Genomic DNA, 15660 nt, shown 5'->3' on the forward strand with positions numbered 1-15660 from the left:
GCGGCTTCCGTGTCAGTGTGGCCCCAGTATAGAGAAAGATCCGGTCATGGCCGGCGCGCGGGTATAGTCTCGTCCGTCCGGACGCCAACGTCGCCACACGCCGCGGCAGTCCGGTTCCAGGAGAAACGAGCACGATGAATATCAGGGGGTTCGCCGGCGTGGCCGCGATTGCCGCGACCGGCCTGCTGGCCTACGGCCTGCACCAACTGGTGCCCGAAGGCCAGCCATTGACGCGCAGCGAGGTCATCGGCGAACTCGACGGCCCGCCGCTGGCCGGCTATTCCCGCACGCGCCTGTACCGCTATGGCGATCACCAGTACCTGACCGGACAGTTGATCTCGGGTGACCGCGAGCTGGCCGGGCTGGGTCGGGCGCCGGTGCTGGATGCGCTGGTGCCGGCCGCGGCCGGCGGCGACCGTCCGCCCGCGCCGGGGGCGCCGACGCCAGAGGGCGCGCCGGCCAGCGGCCGGGCGCAAGCGCTGCTGCGCAGCGGGGCGGCCGCGCGCGAGGTCCGCAACCTGATCTATGGCGGCCGCGACAACGGCCGCTACGCGCTGCTGGGTTCCATCGGCGGCGATGCTGGCGTGACGCTGATCGGCACGCCTGGCCAGGCCCTGTACCTGGTCACCGGCACCTTGCGCCGGCCGGCCGAGGGCGAGCAGCCGCCGGCCCGGGAGGTCTTGCGTTCCGACGACCAGGGCGCCAGCTGGCGCCGGGACCCCGAGGTGGCGCTGGGCGCGCCGCAGCGCCACACCATGTTCCTGAGCGACGCGCGCGCCCTGGCGCTGGCGGACGGCGCCGATGGCGAACGTTTGCTGGTGAGCGAAGACGGCGCCCGGCGCTGGTCGACGCTGCGGCTGCGCGAGCAGGTCTGGCCCGACAGCGACAGCTATGGCAAGGCCTTTTCCGAACACGCGGACAGGGCCGGCGCCGGCGAACGACTGGCCTACGGCTGGTCGCTGTATCCGGTGGCGGCCGATCGCGCGGTCGGCTGGAGCTGGCGCGACCGCGTCGCGCCCGGTGGCGGCGCGCGGCGCATCGAGACCCGGCGCTTCGAGGTGCGGTTGCAGGACGGCGCGCCGCCGGCGTTCCGCATCACCCCCGACGTGGCCCCGGTGCCGGCGCAGGACCCGCTATCGTGGCCGGTGCTGGGCCAGCCGGTGTACGCCACGCACGGCAACCGCATCTTCCGCCTGGAGCCGGACCAGGGCAACTGGCACGAACTGGCCGCCACGCCAGACGTGCGGGGCCGGCCCACGTGGATCGGCCAGGCCTGGTTCGGCCGCCAGGGCTGGGTGGTCCAGACCTACGCGGATCATCTTTTCTCATTCGGCGATTACACCCGCACGTACTTCTACACCCGCGACCAGGGTCGCAACTGGCGGCCGTTCCAGCTCTCGCCCGACCAGGAACGCGGCCTGCTCGGCCTGGACGCGGCCGGCGAGGGCGTGCTGGTGCATGCCGTTCGGGACGGCCGCACGCTGATCGTGCGCTATGCGCTGGAGTAAGGCGGCGCGGTGACTCCACGCGCCGGCCATCCGCTTCAATCGGCCAGCACGTAGTCCGGATAGCGCTTGCAGATCTCGGCCACCTGGCTGAGCGTGCCCGACAGGTGCTCGCGCAGCGCCTGCTGCGCGCGCGGCGCGTCGCCCGCGGCGATGGCGTCCAGCACGCGCTGGTGGTCGTCCATGATGCGTTCGGCCTTGCCGGCTTCCGGCAGGTGCAGGCGGCGCAGGCGGTCGACGTGGCCACTGTAGCGCTGCTCCATGTCCCACAACGCGGTAACGCCGGCGGCCATGTGCATGTCGCGGTGGAAGGCCTGGTCGGCTTCCATGAATTGCGGGTACTGGCCGGCGGCGTGGCAGGCGCGCTGGCGCTCGATGCTGGCCTGTAGCTGCTGAATCAGCAGGGGATCGGGCTTCTGCGCCAGCAGATGCACGATTTCGAGTTCGATCGACCGCCGCAGGAAGTGCGCCTGGCGCGCCGCGGCGATGTCGATGCGGCTGACCACGGTGGTGTGCTGCGGATAGATCTCGACCAAGGCTTCCTCGGCCAGTTTCATGAGGGCGTCGCGGATCGGCGTCTGGCTCAGGCCGTAGGCCTCGGCCAGCATCACGCGCGACAGCGGCGCGCCCGGCGCCAGCTCCAGGGAAATGATCTGTTCGCGCAGATGTTCGAAGACCTGCGGCGCGGCATGCCGCGAGCGGTCCAGTCTGAGCTTGTGGCTAGGCATCGGGCGAAATTCGGTAAAGGTCGATCGTGGACGGGCAGTGGTGGAACCGGAGTGTAGCGGGTTTTCACCTAGCTGACGCACTAATGTATTAGTGTTTAAATGGCCTCGTCAACGATTTTGTCTCCTTCATTTCCTCGCACCCCAGGACCCGCACCCGCCTATGAAACGCACCTACGAAAGCCTGCGCAGCGCCGCCTGGATGGCCAAGGACGACCTGCGCTCGTTCGGCCATCGTTCCCGCATGATGCAGATGGGCTACGGCCCCGACGACTGGGCCGGTCGCCCGATCATCGCCATCATCAACACCTGGTCCGACCTGAACCCCTGCCACAGCCACTTCAAGCAGCGCGTCGAGGACGTCAAGCGCGGCGTGTTCCAGGCCGGCGGCTTTCCGGTGGAGCTGCCGGCGATCTCGGTGTCGGAATCGTTCGTCAAGCCCACCACCATGCTGTACCGGAACATGCTGGCGATGGAGGCCGAGGAACTGTTGCGCAGCCACCCGGTGGACGGTGCGGTGCTGCTGGGCGGTTGCGACAAGACCACGCCGGGCCTCTTGATGGGCGCCATCAGCGCCGGGCTGCCCTGTGTCTACGTGCCCGCCGGCCCGATGCTGCGCGGCAACTGGAAGGGCAAGATCCTCGGTTCCGGCTCGGATGCCTGGAAGCTGTGGGACGAGCGCCGCGCCGGCAAGATCACGCAGGAACAATGGACCGAGGTCGAAGGCGGCATCGCCCGCAGCTACGGCACCTGCATGACCATGGGCACGGCCAGCACCATGACCGCCATCGCCGAGGCCATCGGCATGACCCTGCCGGGCGCCTCGTCGATCCCGGCGGCCGACGTCAACCACATGCGCATGTCCGCCGAATGCGGCCGCCGCGTGGTCGAGATGGTGTGGGACGACCTGACGCCGCAGCGCATCCTGACGCTGGCCTCGTTCAAGAACGCCATCAACGTGGCCATGGCCATGGGCTGCTCCACCAACGCCATCATCCACCTGGTGGCCATGTCGCGCCGCGCCGGCCATCCGGTGGGCCTGGACGACTTCGACGCCGCCAGCCGCAAGGTGCCGGTCATCGCCAACATCCGGCCCAGCGGCGACAAGTATCTGATGGAAGACTTCTTCTATGCCGGCGGCCTGCCGGCGCTGATGTCGCGCCTGGAAGGCCACCTGGACCTGTCGGCCATGACCGTCACCGGCAAGACGCTGGGCGAGAACATCGCCGGCGCCGAGGTCTACAACGACGATGTCATCCGCAAGCTCGACACCGCCATCTACGATGAGGGCGCGCTGGCGGTCCTGCGCGGCAACATCGCGCCGGACGGCTGCGTCATCAAGCCCAGCGCCTGCGCGCCGCAATACCTGCAACACACCGGCCCGGCGCTGGTGTTCGACGACTATCCCAGCATGAAGGCCGCGGTCGACGACGAGAACCTGGACGTCACCGCCGACCACATCATGATCCTGCGCAACGCCGGCCCGCAGGGCGGCCCCGGCATGCCGGAATGGGGCATGCTGCCGATCCCCACCAAGCTGGTCAAGCAGGGCGTGCGCGACATGCTGCGCCTGTCCGACGCCCGCATGAGCGGCACCAGCTATGGCGCCTGCATCCTGCACGCCGCGCCCGAGGCCTACATCGGCGGCCCGCTGGCGCTGGTCAAGACCGGCGACCTGATCACCGTCGACGTGCCGGCCCGCCGCATCCACCTGAACGTCAGCGACGAGGAACTGGCCGCGCGCCGCGCCGCCTGGACGCCGCCGCCCAAGCGCTACGAGCGCGGCTACGGCTGGATGTACTCGCAACACATCCTGCAGGCCGACGAGGGCTGCGACTTCGACTTCCTCGAAACCAGCTTCGGCGCGCCCGTGCCGGAACCGGAAATCTTCTGAACCCGCCATCCCCTGAATCGATTTCCCTGGAGTTTTCCGTGTCAGACATGAATCCCGCCACCCGCGCCAAGCTGGCCGGCATCAGCACCGCTACGCTGTGCACCGCCTTGTTCAAGCGCGGCCTGCGCAACCAGTTCATCCAGGACGTGCGGCCGCTGAACGCGACGCTGCCCAACATGGTCGGCCCGGCCTTCACGCTGCGCTACATCCCGGCGCGCGAGGACCTGAACACCATCAAGGTGTTCGAGGACCGCGCTCATCCGCAGCGCGCCGCGGTCGAGACCTGCCCGCCCGGCGCGGTGCTGGTGATGGACAGCCGCAAGGACCCGCGCGCCGCCTCGGCCGGTTCGATCCTGGTGACCCGCCTGATGAAGCGCGGCGTGGCCGGCGTGGTCACCGACGGCGGTTTTCGCGACTCGCCCGAGATCGCCGAGCTCGGCTATCCCGCGTACCACAACCGGCCGTCCGCGCCGACCAACCTGACGCTGCACCAGGCGCTGGACATCAACGCGCCCATCGGCTGCGGCGACGTGGCCGTGTTTCCCGGCGACATCGTGGTGGGCGACCGCGAGGGCGTGGTGGTGATCCCCGCGCACCTGGCCGACGAGATCGCGGACGAAGCGGTGGAGATGACCGCGTTCGAGGACTTCGTCACCAGCCAGGTGCAGGCCGGCGCGTCGATCCTGGGCCTGTATCCGCCCACCGACCCGGCCACCAAGGACAAGTTCGCCGCCTGGCGCAAAGAACAGGGCCGTTGAGCCCTGGCGCCGGCCGACCGGCCGGCGACCCATGCCTATAAAACACAGAGGGCAGGAGACAAACATGAACAAGCAACGTCGCAGCGCGCTGGCCGCGCTGCTGGCAGGACCGCTGCTGGGCGCGTGGGCGCTGCCGGCCGCAGCCGCCGAGTGGCCGGCGCAGAAGCCGATTTCCTACGTGGTGCCGTTCACCGTGGGCGGCTCCACCGATGTGGTCGGCCGCGTGCTGGCGCAGAAGCTGGGCGACCGGCTGCACCAGAACGTCATCGTCGAGAACAAGCCCGGCGCGGCCGGCGGCATCGGCGCTACCTACGTGGCCAAGGCCGCGCCCGATGGCTACACGCTGTTCGGCGGCACCATCAGCACCCATGCCATCAACGCCAGCCTCTACAAGAACCTGAAGTACGACCCGGTCAAGGACTTCGAGCCGGTCTCGCTGATCGCCTATCTGCCGAACGTGCTGCTGGTCGATCCGAACCTGGGCGTGAACTCGGTGGCCGACCTGATCGCGCTGCTCAAGAAGGATCCGTCCAAGCGCACCTTCGCCTCGTCCGGCGCCGGCACTTCCACCCACCTGGCCGGCGAATTGTTCTCCAGCATGATCGGCGTGCCGCTGACGCACGTGCCGTACAAGGGCACGCCGCCCGCCATGGTCGACGTGTCCTCGGGCGCGGTGACGTTCATGTTCGACCAGATGACCGCCGCCTTGCCGCTCTTGCAGACCGGCAAGCTCAAGCTGCTGGCCGTCACCACCAAGGACCGCATTTCGCTGGCCCCCGACGTGCCCACCATGCAGGAGGCCGGCGTGCCCGGCTTCCAGATGGCCTCGTGGCAGGCGGTGTATGCGCCCAAGGGCACGCCCAAGCCCATCCTCGACAAGCTGGCCGCCGAGATCGCCGTGATCGTGAAGGAACCCGACGTGCAGGAAAAGCTCGGCAAGACCATGGGCATGGAACTGGTCGGCAGCACGCCCGACGAACTGCGCGCCCTGATGGCCACGGAGATTCCGCGCTGGGCGGAGGTGGTGAAGAAGTCGGGGGCGACGGTGGAGTGATGGCTCGTCAAGACCTGATTCCCACCCCGGCCTGGAGCCGGGGTTTTTGTTTTCCGCGTCCGGATTCCCGCGTCAGGGTTTCAGGTTCAGCTTCGGCACCAACGTATTGAAGGCCTGTTCCTGCCGCGCCACGTCGGCCGCGAATTGCGGTTGGTCGGCGTATGACGGCGTCAGGTTCTGCTTGCGCATCAGGGCCTGGAAGTCCTGCGACTGCGCCACCTGGCGCGCGGCGGCGCGCCATTTTTCGATGGCGTCGGCCGGGGCCGACTTGGGCAGGCCGATGCCGCGCCAGACGCTGAACTGCAGGTCGGCGCCGCGTTCCTTCATGGTCGGCACATCCGGCAGGGTATCGAGCCGCTTGGGCGCCATCACGGCCAGGGTGCGCAGCTTGCCGGTGTCCACGTGCTGCTGCAGTTCGGCATAGGCCACCGTGGTGGCCTGCACGTCGCCGGACAGCAGGCCCATGATGGCCGGGGCCGAGCCCTGGTAGGGCACGTGCACGAACTTCACGCCGGTCTGCTCGCCCAGCGCCGCGGCCGCCATGTGCGGCACGGTGCCGATGCCGGCGTTGGATACCGCCACCCGTTCCGGATTCTTCCGCGCGTAGTCGAGGAATTCCTCCACCGTCTTCCACGGCGCGTCGGCGCGCACCGTGACCGACGACGGATCGTCGGTGAAGCGGGCGATCGGCTGGAAGTCATTGACGGTGGTCTTGCCGATGCCCATGAGCGGCACCACCAGCATTTCCGGCGTCATCAGCACCAGCTTGTAGCCGTCGGGCTGGGCGTTGGCCACGTACGACCAGCCGATCGAGCCGCTGGCGCCGGGCTTGTTGATCACCACGGTCGGTTGCGCCAGCAGTGGCGGCCGCACCGCCTCGGCGATGGCGCGGGCGGTGTTGTCACTGCCGCCGCCGGGCTGGTAGGCGACCACCAGCTCCATCGAGCGGCTGGGGTAGTCGGCCGCCATCGCGGCGGGGGCGGCCGCGACGCAGGCCAGGAAGGAAAGGGCGCTGAAGGCCAGCGCGGGCAGGCGGGTGCGGGTCATGGCGGCTCCGGTGTCAGTAGCCCAGGGCTGAAAGATCCGCCAGTGTCTGGCGGGTGATGGCAAGGGTGCGTTCGCGTTCGGCGCCGGCCAGGTCCAGGCGCGGCGGCTTGACGGTTTCCGCGCTGCCGGTGATCAGGTGCTCGGCCAGCTTGATGTGCTGCACCAGCTTGACCACGGTGTCCAGGTGGAACAGCGGCGTCAGCGCGGCGTACAGCTTGCGGGCGCGCTTGAAGTCGCCTTCGACCGCCAGCCGCAGCAGGTCCACCGAGGCCTTGGGCAAGGCGTTGGCCATGCCCGAGACCCAGGCGGTGACGCCCAGCGCGGCGCTTTCCAGCACCAGGTCGTCGACGCCGCAGACCACCGCCAGGCGGTCGCCGAAGCGCGTGATCAGGTCGGTCACGCGAGTGGTGTCGTAGGATTCCTCCTTGATGGCGACGATGGTCGGCTCCTGCAGCAGTTGCGCCACCAGGTCGGGCGTCAGGTCGACGCCGTAGCCGCGCGGGTTGTTGTACAGCAGGATCGGCAGGGGGCTGGCCTGTGCCACGCTGCGATAGAACGCCACCGTTTCGCGCTCGTCCGACTTGTACGTCAGGCCGGGGAATACCATCAGCCCATCGACGCCGATCTGCGCCGCCTGGCGCGCGAAGGCCGCGGCGCGCGCGGTGCCGGTCTCGGCCACGCCCGACACCACCGGCACGCGGCCGCGCACGGTCTCGACCGCGATGCGCAGCACCTCCAGCTTTTCGTCGGGCGCGAGCTGGGCGTTCTCGCCCACCATGCCCATCATCACCACGCCGCCCACGCCGTTGGCGATCAGGCGCTCCAGGCCCTGGCGGATGGCGTCCGCGTCCAGCGAGAAATCGGGCTTCAGTTTGGTGGTGACCGCGGGAAATACGCCTTGCCATTGAATGCTCATGCTGCCGCTCCTGTTGCGTGATCCGTCCGGGATCATCCCGTCTGGGTATTAATTGGATATTGGATCCAAAATAGAAAGACCTAAAAAAACGAGGCAAGAAGCCTCGAGTCGTCGCCTGGGAAGGGCGCCGATTTTTGCTGGATCATGGATCCAATATACTCACATTAAACGGGCTGTGGATACCGGCTGTCTCTCGGGGTTTTCCTGGGCGTGGCGTCGGGTCGATCGCAGGCCCGCCGCCGGCCGGCGTCCGCCGGGCGGCATTCTTCACCGGATGTGACGTGTCCCAGAATTCCTCTCCCGCCAGCGCCACCCAAACCCGGCCCGCCGCCGGCCGCCTGGTGCGCAAGACCGCCGTCGACCTGGTGGTCGACGAATTGCGCGACCGCATCCTGTCCGGCGCGATCGCGCCGGGCTCCGCCCTGCGCCAGGAACTGCTGGCCGAGGAACTGGGGGTGAGCCGGCTGCCGGTGCGCGAGGCGATCCGCCAGCTCAGCGCCGAAGGCCTGGTGGACATGATCGCGCACCGCGGCGCCTACGTCTCGATGCTGTCGCGCGCCGAAGTGCAGGAGTTTTTCGACATCCGCCTGCGGCTGGAACCCTGGCTGCTGCGGCTGGCGGTCTCGCAACACACGCCCGAGGAACTGGACGAGGCGGCGCGCATCGTGGCGCGGATGGACAGCGCCGAACCGCAGCAGTGGGGCCGCTTGAATTGGCAACTGCACGAGCTGCTGTACCGCGCGGCGCAGCGGCCGGCGGCGCTGGCCATGGTGCGCGCGCTGCATGAAAAATCCGAACGCTATTTCCGCTTCCAGATCGTCAACGCGCCGATCCGCCAGCAGGCCCACGACGAGCACAGCGCCCTGATCGCATTCTGTCGCCAGGGCCGCGCCGGCGAGGCCGAGGCGGCCCTGGAACACCACATCGCCGAAGCCGCCGAGCAGATCCTGACCATTGTCGATCATCTGCTGGATACGACGGCCGCGCCGGCCTGAGCGCCGATCGCCTGCCTCCCGTGATTGCGATGGCGGGGCGGCAATCGCGATGACAGGGGCGGGCGCCAGCAGGTCCGAAGATCGCCAGGCCATAGCGCGCCACGCGCCGGATTTCCGGCCTCGCCAAAAAAAACGCCGGCCCGGAATGACTTCCAGCCGACGTTCGTGAAGTTGCGGGTGTGCGCGACGCCCGGTTCGAGTCCGCGCGGGACTCAGTTGATCTTGATATTGCGTTCCTTCACCAGCACCTTCCACTGCGCGGTTTCCTTGGCCAGGTAGTCACGCAGTTCGTCGGGCGTGCCGCCGATCGGTTCGGCGCCGATCGAGTCCAGCGTCGCCTTGACCTTGGGTTCGTTCAGGGCCTGGCGCATGGCCGCGTTCAGCTTGGCCACGACCTCGGGCGGCGTGCCGGCCGGCGCGAAGGCGGCGAACCACGGCATCAGTTCGTAGCCGGGCAGGCCGCTTTCGGCCACGGTGGGCACGTTGGGCAGCGCGGCCGAGCGCTTGGCGGTGGTCACCGCCAATGCGCGCAGCTTGCCGGCCTCGATGTGCGGCTTGGCCGACGTCACGCTGTCGAACATGTAGTCCACCTGGCCGCCCAGCAGGTCGGCGATGGCCGGGCCGCTGCCCTTGTAGGGCACGTGCAGCATGTCGATCTTGGCCATGGACACGAACAGCTCGCCCGCCAGGTGGATCGAGGTGCCGACGCCGGCCGAGGCGTAGGTGTAGTGGTTGGGCTGCGCCTTGGCCTTGGATATCACTTCGTCCACGCTCTTCACATCGTTGCGCGCGGGGTTGGTGACCAGCACGTTCGGCACCACCGCCAGCAGCGAGATCGGCGCGAAGTCCTTGATCGGGTCGTAGTTCAGGTCGGCGTACAGCGCCGGGTTCACGGCCATGCCGTTGGCCACGATCAGGATGGTGTAGCCGTCCGGTTTGGAACGCGCCACGCTGGCCGCGCCAATGTTGCCCCCGGCGCCGGCGCGGTTCTCGACGATGAACGAGGTGTTCAGTTGCTTGCCCATCGACTCGCCCAGGGTGCGGGCGATGCTGTCCATGGCGCCGCCCGGCGGGAACGGCACGATCCACTTGACCGGCCGGTCGGGATAGCCGTCGGCCATCGCGCCGCTGGCGGCGCCGAGCAGGGCCAGGCCCATGCAGGCCCGGGCGAGGTGTTTGAAAGCGTGGCGCAAAACCATGTCGTGTCTCCGTGTGCTTGAATTATTTTTCCGCGCGCCGATGCGTGGCCGGCGCGCGGGAACAACCGTGGGGCAGGGCGCGTCAGCGGTCCCTGCGGTAGAAAGCCAGTTTGTCTTCGTCCAGTTCCAGGCCCAGGCCCGGGCCGGTGGGGATCTCCATCTCGAAATCGGCGTAGCGCGGCGGGTTGGCGACGATGTCGTCCTTGAGCAGCAGCGGGCCGAACAGCTCGGTGCCCCACGACAGCCGCGGCAGGCAGGCAAAGCCATGCGCCGAGGCAATCGAGCCGACCGAGCCTTCCAGCATGGTGCCGCCGTACAGCGACATGCCGGCGGCGTCGCCGACGGCGGCGGTGCGCAGCATTTCGTGGATGCCTCCCGACTTGGCGATCTTCAGCGCCAGCACGTCGGCCGCGCCCAGGCGCGCGATGGCCAGCGCGTCCTCGGGGCCGTTGAGGGCTTCGTCGGCCATGATGGGCACCACGAAGCGCGCCGCCAGCCGCGCCATGCCGGCCAGGTTGGCGCGCGGGATGGGTTGTTCGATCAGGTCGACGCCGGCCGTTTCCAGACGCGCGATGGCGCCGGCCGCGTCGGCCTCGTTCCAGGCCTGGTTCACGTCCACCGTGACGCGGGCGCGCTCGCCCAGCGCCTGCTTGATGCGCGACACGTGGGCCACGTCGTCGGCCACGGCGCGGCGGCCGACCTTGAGCTTGAAGGTGTTATGGCGGCGGCTGGCGAGCAGCGATTCGGCTTCCTCGATGTCGCGCGCGGTGTCGCCGCTGGCCAGGGTCCACAGCACCGGCAGGCTGGCGCGCACGGCGCCGCCCAGCAGGGTCGAGACCGACACGCCCAGGCGCTTGCCCTGGGCATCGAGCAGCGCGCTTTCCAGCGCCGACTTGGCGAAGCGGTTGCCGCGCGCCACGGTTTCCAGGCGCCGCATGGCGGCGTGGATGTTGGCCGCGTCCAGCCCGACCAGCGCCGGCGCCAGGTAGGTGTCGATGGCCAGCTTGATGCCTTCCGGGCTTTCCTCGCCATACGACAGGCCGCCGATGGTGGTGGCCTCGCCGATGCCCTCGATGCCGTCGCTGCAGCGCAGGCGCACGATCACCAGCGTCTGGCGCTGCATCACGGCCATGGCCAACTGGTGGGCGCGGATGGTCGGCAGATCCACCAGGATCGCCTCGACCGAATTTATCGTTACCGGATTCATACTTTCCAAAGCAGGTTCTTCAGGGCAAGCGCAGTATCGCTTGCGTTAAGCCGCCAAGTCCAAGACTATATGGGTCTCCATTTATACCTTCAGGGTTTGGATAAACCATGGAACTCAGGCACCTGCGGTATTTCCAGGCGGTGGCGCGCGAGGGCAGCTTCACCCGCGCCGCCGAAGCGCTGCACATGGCGCAGCCGCCGCTCAGCCGCCAGATCCGCCAGATGGAAGAGGAACTGGGCGTCGCGCTGTTCGAACGCACCACCCGCGCCCTGCGCCTGACCGAGGCTGGGCGCTTCCTGCTGGAGCAGTCGCGCCTGCTGACCGCAAGGCTGGATGAAGTGCTGGAGGGCACGCGCCGGCTGGGCCAGGCGCGGCGGCGCTGGTTCGGCATCGGCTTCGTGCCCTCGACGCTGTACGGCTTCGTGCCCGAGCTGATCCGGCAATTGCGCGGCGCCGACGCGCAGGTCGAGGTCGGCTTGATGGAGATGACCACGCTGCCGCAGCTGGAGGCGCTCAAGGCCGGCCGCATCGACCTGGGCATCGGCCGCATCCTGCTGGACGATCCGGCGATCGAGCGCCGCGTCCTGATGACCGAGCCGCTGATGGCCGCCGTGCCGCTGCGCCATCCGCTGGCCGGCTGCGACAGCGTCTCGGTCGACCGGCTGGCGCAGGAGCCGTTCGTGCTGTATCCGGCCCGGCCGCGGCCCAACTTCGCCGATCATGTGCTGGATCTGTTCCGCGCCGCGGGCCACGCGCCGCAGGTCGCGCAGGAGGCCAACGAGCTGCAGACCGCCATCGGCCTGGTGGCGGCCGGCCTGGGGGTGACGGTGGTGCCGGCCTCGGTGCAGCGCCTGCAACGGCGCGACGTGGCTCACGTGCGCATCGACGCCGAGGCCTTCGTGTCGCCGGTGATCGCCAGCTACCGCAAGGACGACGCCTCGCCGTTCCTGGCGCAGGCGCTGGCCCTGGCGGCGCAGCTGGCGAAGGGGTAACCAGCGGAGGCGGGCCGGTCGCGGCGGGTCGGCAAGGCGATCGGGCTGTCCGGGCTGAGGGATTTCGGCGGGCGCTGCCGCTTCAGGCCGGACCTGGCGGCTCGGCCGCGCCAGTGTCGTTTTCCAGGGGCACTTCGATGTGGCAGGCAATGCCGTCCTGCCGGAATGCCAGCGTGGTCTTGGCGGCCAGGGTGAACCCCAGCGCGTGCTCGATCAACTCGCGGCCATAACCGCGGCGGCTGGCGTCGGGCGCCACCGGCAGGCCGGTTTCGACCCAGTCGAGCACCAGCACTTCCCGGCTGTCCTGGCGGGCCAGGCGCCATTGGATGTCCAGGCGCCCGGTGTCGTAGTTCAGGGCGCCATACTTGACCGCGTTGGTGGCCAGTTCATGGATGGCCAGCGCCAGCGTCTGGATCCGGTCCGCGCGTAGCGGCACGGGCGGACCGGCAAGCGAAATCTGGTGGCCGTTGCCGACGGCCTCCAGTTCACGGCGCATCATGTCGTGGAATTCGATGCGCTCGCCGCCGGTTTCTCCCAGCAGGCCCTGAACGCGATCCAGGGCGGCGAGCCGGGTGTCGAAGCGCTTGAAGGGTTCACCTTCGCCCAGCGTGCGCCGGGCCACGTTCTTGACCAGCGCCAGCAGGTTGCGGGTGCGGTGCTGCAATTCGGAGATCAGGATGCGATGGCGCCGTTCGACGCGGGTGATCTGGGTGATGTCGATGAAGGTCACGACCACGCCGTCCACCCGGCTGTCGCTGCCGCGGTAGGGCACCAGCCGCAACAGATAGTGCTTGCCGTCCAGCGTTCCGGCGATGCGCCGTTCGATCGGCTGATAGCGGTCGTAGACGTGCTGGATGTCACTGGCGAACGAGGGCAGGTCGAAACGGCTGGCCAGATCGGTGATCGGCCGGCCGCAGTCGCTGGGCAGGATGTTGAACACGTCGCCGACCGCGGGGGTGAAGCTGCGGATGATCAGATCGTGGTCCAGGAACAGCGTGGCGATGGCGGTGCTTTCGAACAGGTTGTGCAGGTCGCTGTTGCTGCGGTCCAGCTCGTCGACCTTGCCATGCAATTCGCCATTGACCGTATGCAGCTCTTCATTGAGCGATACCAGTTCTTCCTTGGAGGCTTCCAGTTCCTCGTTGGTCGATTGCAGTTCCTCGTTGACGGACAGCAGTTCCTCGTTCGAGGATTTCAGCTCTTCCAGGGCGGTTTCATATTCCTCGATCATCGATTGCAGGCGCTCGCGCGTGTCGCGCAGCTCGGTTTCCATGTGCTGGGCGGCGCCTTGCCGCAACGCATGCGCATGGACCTGGGCTTCTTCGCGCGTCAGGACCGGCCCCTGGTCGGTGAACAGCACCAGGTACAGCGGTTCCGTGTCGTGGCGGGCGGCCAGCGGCTCGACGGTCAGCGACACGCGCTGCACGCGGCCCTCGTCGTCCTCCACCGCGACGTCGCGGCGCACCGCTGGCATGCCGTTCTCGACCGCGGCGTGCAGCAGGGTGCGCAGATCCAGCCGCAGGCCCTTGCGCGCCAGCGTCAGGATCTGGCGTGTGGGCGCGCCGGCGGCCGCCTCCAGGTATTTGCCGGTGCGGCCCGAGTAATAGACGATGTCGCCGTCCCGATTGACCAGCACGTGGGCGGGCGCATGCTGCGCCAGCACCTGGGCATCGACCGCCTGGCGCAGCGCGGCGGCGCCGGGTTGCGGGCGCGGAGGGCCCGCGCTGGGCTGGCCGCGGGACTGCAGGGATGCCAGCGGCAGCGCGGGCCGGGGCGGCGGGGCAATGTCGGCGCGGCGCTGGAAGATGCGGTGCCGTTTCTCGACCGGACTGAACAGTTCGCTGAACTGGCTGACGTTCTCGGACATGCCCAGGAACAGGTAGCCGCCGGGCCGCAGCGAATAATGGAAGGTGGGAATGACCTGCTTCTGGATCTCGCCGCCGAAGTAGATCAGCAGGTTGCGGCAGGAAATCAGGTCGATGCGCGAGAACGGCGGGTCGCGCAGCACGTTGTGCGGCGAGAAGATGCACAGTTCGCGCACCTGTTTGTTGACCACGTAGCCGTCGCCGTCGGCGACGAAATGGCGGTCGCGCCGCTCCTGCGGCATGCTGTCGAGCAACTGGCCGGGATAGCGCGCGGCCCGGGCCACGGCCAGCGCGCGGTCGTCGATGTCGGTGGCGAACAGCTGGATCTGCGGCGTGGCCGCCATGCTGTCCATGTGTTCACGCAGCAGGATGGCCAGGGAATAAACTTCTTCGCCGGTGGCGCAGCCCGGCACCCAGATGCGCACCGATTCGGACGTGCCACGGTTTTCCAGCAGCTTCGGGATGATCTGGCGCTGCAGCGACTCGAACGCCTGGGCATCGCGAAAGAAATTGGTCACGCTGATCAGCAGGTCCCGGAACAGCGCGCTGGCCTCCTGCGGGGAGACTTTCAGGAACTCGACATAGGCCTCGAGGCTGCCGATCTGGTTCACGTGCATGCGCCGCTGCACGCGGCGCATGAAGGTCCTGTTCTTGTAGCCGCTGAAGTCATGGCCGACCCGCGCGCGCAGCAGATTGCTTATTTCGAGTCCGGCCGCATCCAGCCGCACCGCGCCGCTGGCCTGCGTCCCGGTCGTCGCGTCCGGCAGCGTGGGCAGGCCCTGGGCGAACTCCACCAGGCGTTTTCCCATCTCTTCGGCCGGCAAGGCGAAGTCGACCAGGCCGCTGGCGATGGCGCTGTCCGGCATTTCCGGATTGCGCGGTCCATAGCCGTCGGCGGCCTGCGCCAACGTCAGGCCGCCGTGTTCCTTGATGGCCTTGATGCCCAGCGTGCCGTCGGAATTGCCGCCGGACAGGATCACGCCGGCGGCAAAATCGCCGCAATCACGCGCCAGCGCGGAAAAGAACAGGTCGATGGGCCTGCGTCCGGGCAGATCCGCGGGACGCTTGAGCACCCGCAGGCGGCGATGGCTCACGGACATGAGCGCATCGCGCGGCAGCACGTAGACGCTGTTGATCTCGATCTGCTGGTTGTCGACGGCGGTCAGCACCGGCAGCGAGGTGTAGCGCGAGACCACCTCGGACAGATGGCTTTCGCGCGAGGGGCTCAGATGCGTGACCACCACGAACGCCACGCCGGGCGCGGGCGGGATACCGCGGAAAAAGCCTTCCAGCGCCTCGACGCCGCCCGCGGACGCGCCTACCCCGACGATGGGGAATTCCGGTGTGAGGGTCATGGTTGTGCGCGCCGGCCGTACCGGGCGGATGAGAGAGGTGGCAGCATCATGCCGACAGTAACACGGGCGTGCGCCTTTTGTGCTTCCCCCAATCCGCGCCGTTGTGTTCCCGGTTTCCTGTCCATGGCCCTGGACCCAAGGGGGCGGC

Annotated in this window: 12 protein-coding genes; 6 read left to right on the plus strand and 6 right to left on the minus strand. The window is 68.5% G+C overall.

Annotated elements, in window-relative coordinates; genetic code table 11:
- The first annotated feature begins 134 nt into the window (after positions 1 to 134).
- Entirely contained in the window at positions 135 to 1508 is a 1374-nt protein-coding gene (locus ABFG95_RS27465; RefSeq protein WP_336729307.1) for a hypothetical protein, read from the plus strand.
- A gap of 35 nt (positions 1509 to 1543) precedes the next feature.
- Here the strand turns inward: ABFG95_RS27465 and ABFG95_RS27470 are convergent, their stop codons facing one another.
- Positions 1544 to 2233: a GntR family transcriptional regulator gene (locus ABFG95_RS27470; protein WP_054416941.1), complete on the minus strand. Its 690-nt coding sequence runs from the start codon at positions 2231 to 2233 to the stop codon at positions 1544 to 1546.
- Between the two features lie 160 nt (positions 2234 to 2393).
- Between ABFG95_RS27470 and araD the strand changes: the two genes are divergently transcribed.
- The 3 genes from araD (at position 2394) to ABFG95_RS27485 (ending at position 5936) form a co-directional block, all read left to right on the plus strand.
- Positions 2394 to 4124 carry an L-arabinonate dehydratase gene (gene araD, locus ABFG95_RS27475; protein ID WP_049073998.1) on the plus strand — a complete coding sequence of 577 codons (1731 nt, stop codon included), beginning with the start codon at positions 2394 to 2396 and terminating at the stop codon, positions 4122 to 4124.
- A gap of 47 nt (positions 4125 to 4171) precedes the next feature.
- Complete coding sequence (locus ABFG95_RS27480) at positions 4172 to 4882, plus strand: ribonuclease activity regulator RraA (protein WP_049073996.1); 711 nt, start codon at positions 4172 to 4174, stop codon at positions 4880 to 4882.
- Positions 4883 to 4946: 64 nt separating this feature from the next.
- Positions 4947 to 5936: a tripartite tricarboxylate transporter substrate binding protein gene (locus tag ABFG95_RS27485; RefSeq protein WP_006395211.1), complete on the plus strand. Its 990-nt coding sequence runs from the start codon at positions 4947 to 4949 to the stop codon at positions 5934 to 5936.
- Positions 5937 to 6008: 72 nt separating this feature from the next.
- On the opposite strand, the gene ABFG95_RS27490 is transcribed toward ABFG95_RS27485, so the two are convergent.
- Together ABFG95_RS27490 and ABFG95_RS27495 are read right to left on the minus strand one after the other, a co-directional pair.
- Positions 6009 to 6983, minus strand: a complete 975-nt coding sequence (locus ABFG95_RS27490; RefSeq protein WP_348995153.1) for a tripartite tricarboxylate transporter substrate binding protein — start codon at positions 6981 to 6983, stop codon at positions 6009 to 6011.
- A 13-nt stretch (positions 6984 to 6996) separates the two neighbouring features.
- Entirely contained in the window at positions 6997 to 7899 is a 903-nt protein-coding gene (locus tag ABFG95_RS27495) for a dihydrodipicolinate synthase family protein (protein WP_348995154.1), read from the minus strand.
- 281 nt (positions 7900 to 8180) lie between these two features.
- Between ABFG95_RS27495 and ABFG95_RS27500 the strand changes: the two genes are divergently transcribed.
- Positions 8181 to 8894 carry a GntR family transcriptional regulator gene (locus ABFG95_RS27500; protein ID WP_348995155.1) on the plus strand — a complete coding sequence of 238 codons (714 nt, stop codon included), beginning with the start codon at positions 8181 to 8183 and terminating at the stop codon, positions 8892 to 8894.
- A 212-nt stretch (positions 8895 to 9106) separates the two neighbouring features.
- On the opposite strand, the gene ABFG95_RS27505 is transcribed toward ABFG95_RS27500, so the two are convergent.
- Together ABFG95_RS27505 and ABFG95_RS27510 are read right to left on the minus strand one after the other, a co-directional pair.
- On the minus strand, positions 9107 to 10093 hold the full coding sequence (locus tag ABFG95_RS27505; protein ID WP_049073987.1) for a tripartite tricarboxylate transporter substrate binding protein: 987 nt from the start codon (positions 10091 to 10093) through the stop codon (positions 9107 to 9109).
- An 82-nt stretch (positions 10094 to 10175) separates the two neighbouring features.
- Positions 10176 to 11300, minus strand: a complete 1125-nt coding sequence (locus ABFG95_RS27510) for a muconate/chloromuconate family cycloisomerase (RefSeq protein ID WP_348995156.1) — start codon at positions 11298 to 11300, stop codon at positions 10176 to 10178.
- A 107-nt stretch (positions 11301 to 11407) separates the two neighbouring features.
- Here ABFG95_RS27510 and ABFG95_RS27515 point away from each other — a divergent pair, with 107 nt between their 5' ends.
- Positions 11408 to 12292 carry a LysR family transcriptional regulator gene (locus tag ABFG95_RS27515; protein WP_049073985.1) on the plus strand — a complete coding sequence of 295 codons (885 nt, stop codon included), beginning with the start codon at positions 11408 to 11410 and terminating at the stop codon, positions 12290 to 12292.
- An 82-nt stretch (positions 12293 to 12374) separates the two neighbouring features.
- Here ABFG95_RS27515 and ABFG95_RS27520 read toward each other — a convergent pair whose 3' ends face one another.
- Complete coding sequence (locus ABFG95_RS27520; RefSeq protein ID WP_175147011.1) at positions 12375 to 15512, minus strand: CheR family methyltransferase; 3138 nt, start codon at positions 15510 to 15512, stop codon at positions 12375 to 12377.
- Positions 15513 to 15660 lie beyond the last annotated feature (148 nt).

The sequence above is a fragment of the Achromobacter sp. HNDS-1 genome, assembly GCF_040084795.1.
GTDB classification, from domain to species: Bacteria; Pseudomonadota; Gammaproteobacteria; order Burkholderiales; family Burkholderiaceae_B; genus Achromobacter; species Achromobacter ruhlandii.

Bases quoted from the DNA above. Each gene is read 5' to 3' on its own strand.
- ABFG95_RS27510 (WP_348995156.1), bottom strand. From the start codon at position 11,300: ATGAATCCGGTAACGATAAATTCGGTCGAGGCGATCCTGGTGGATCTG.
- ABFG95_RS27505 (WP_049073987.1), bottom strand. From the start codon at position 10,093: ATGGTTTTGCGCCACGCTTTCAAACACCTCGCCCGGGCCTGCATGGGC.
- ABFG95_RS27495 (WP_348995154.1), bottom strand. From the start codon at position 7,899: ATGAGCATTCAATGGCAAGGCGTATTTCCCGCGGTCACCACCAAACTG.
- araD (WP_049073998.1), top strand. From the start codon at position 2,394: ATGAAACGCACCTACGAAAGCCTGCGCAGCGCCGCCTGGATGGCCAAG.
- ABFG95_RS27465 (WP_336729307.1), top strand. From the start codon at position 135: ATGAATATCAGGGGGTTCGCCGGCGTGGCCGCGATTGCCGCGACCGGC.
- ABFG95_RS27515 (WP_049073985.1), top strand. From the start codon at position 11,408: ATGGAACTCAGGCACCTGCGGTATTTCCAGGCGGTGGCGCGCGAGGGC.
- ABFG95_RS27485 (WP_006395211.1), top strand. From the start codon at position 4,947: ATGAACAAGCAACGTCGCAGCGCGCTGGCCGCGCTGCTGGCAGGACCG.
- ABFG95_RS27480 (WP_049073996.1), top strand. From the start codon at position 4,172: ATGAATCCCGCCACCCGCGCCAAGCTGGCCGGCATCAGCACCGCTACG.
- ABFG95_RS27520 (WP_175147011.1), bottom strand. From the start codon at position 15,512: ATGACCCTCACACCGGAATTCCCCATCGTCGGGGTAGGCGCGTCCGCG.
- ABFG95_RS27490 (WP_348995153.1), bottom strand. From the start codon at position 6,983: ATGACCCGCACCCGCCTGCCCGCGCTGGCCTTCAGCGCCCTTTCCTTC.
- ABFG95_RS27470 (WP_054416941.1), bottom strand. From the start codon at position 2,233: ATGCCTAGCCACAAGCTCAGACTGGACCGCTCGCGGCATGCCGCGCCG.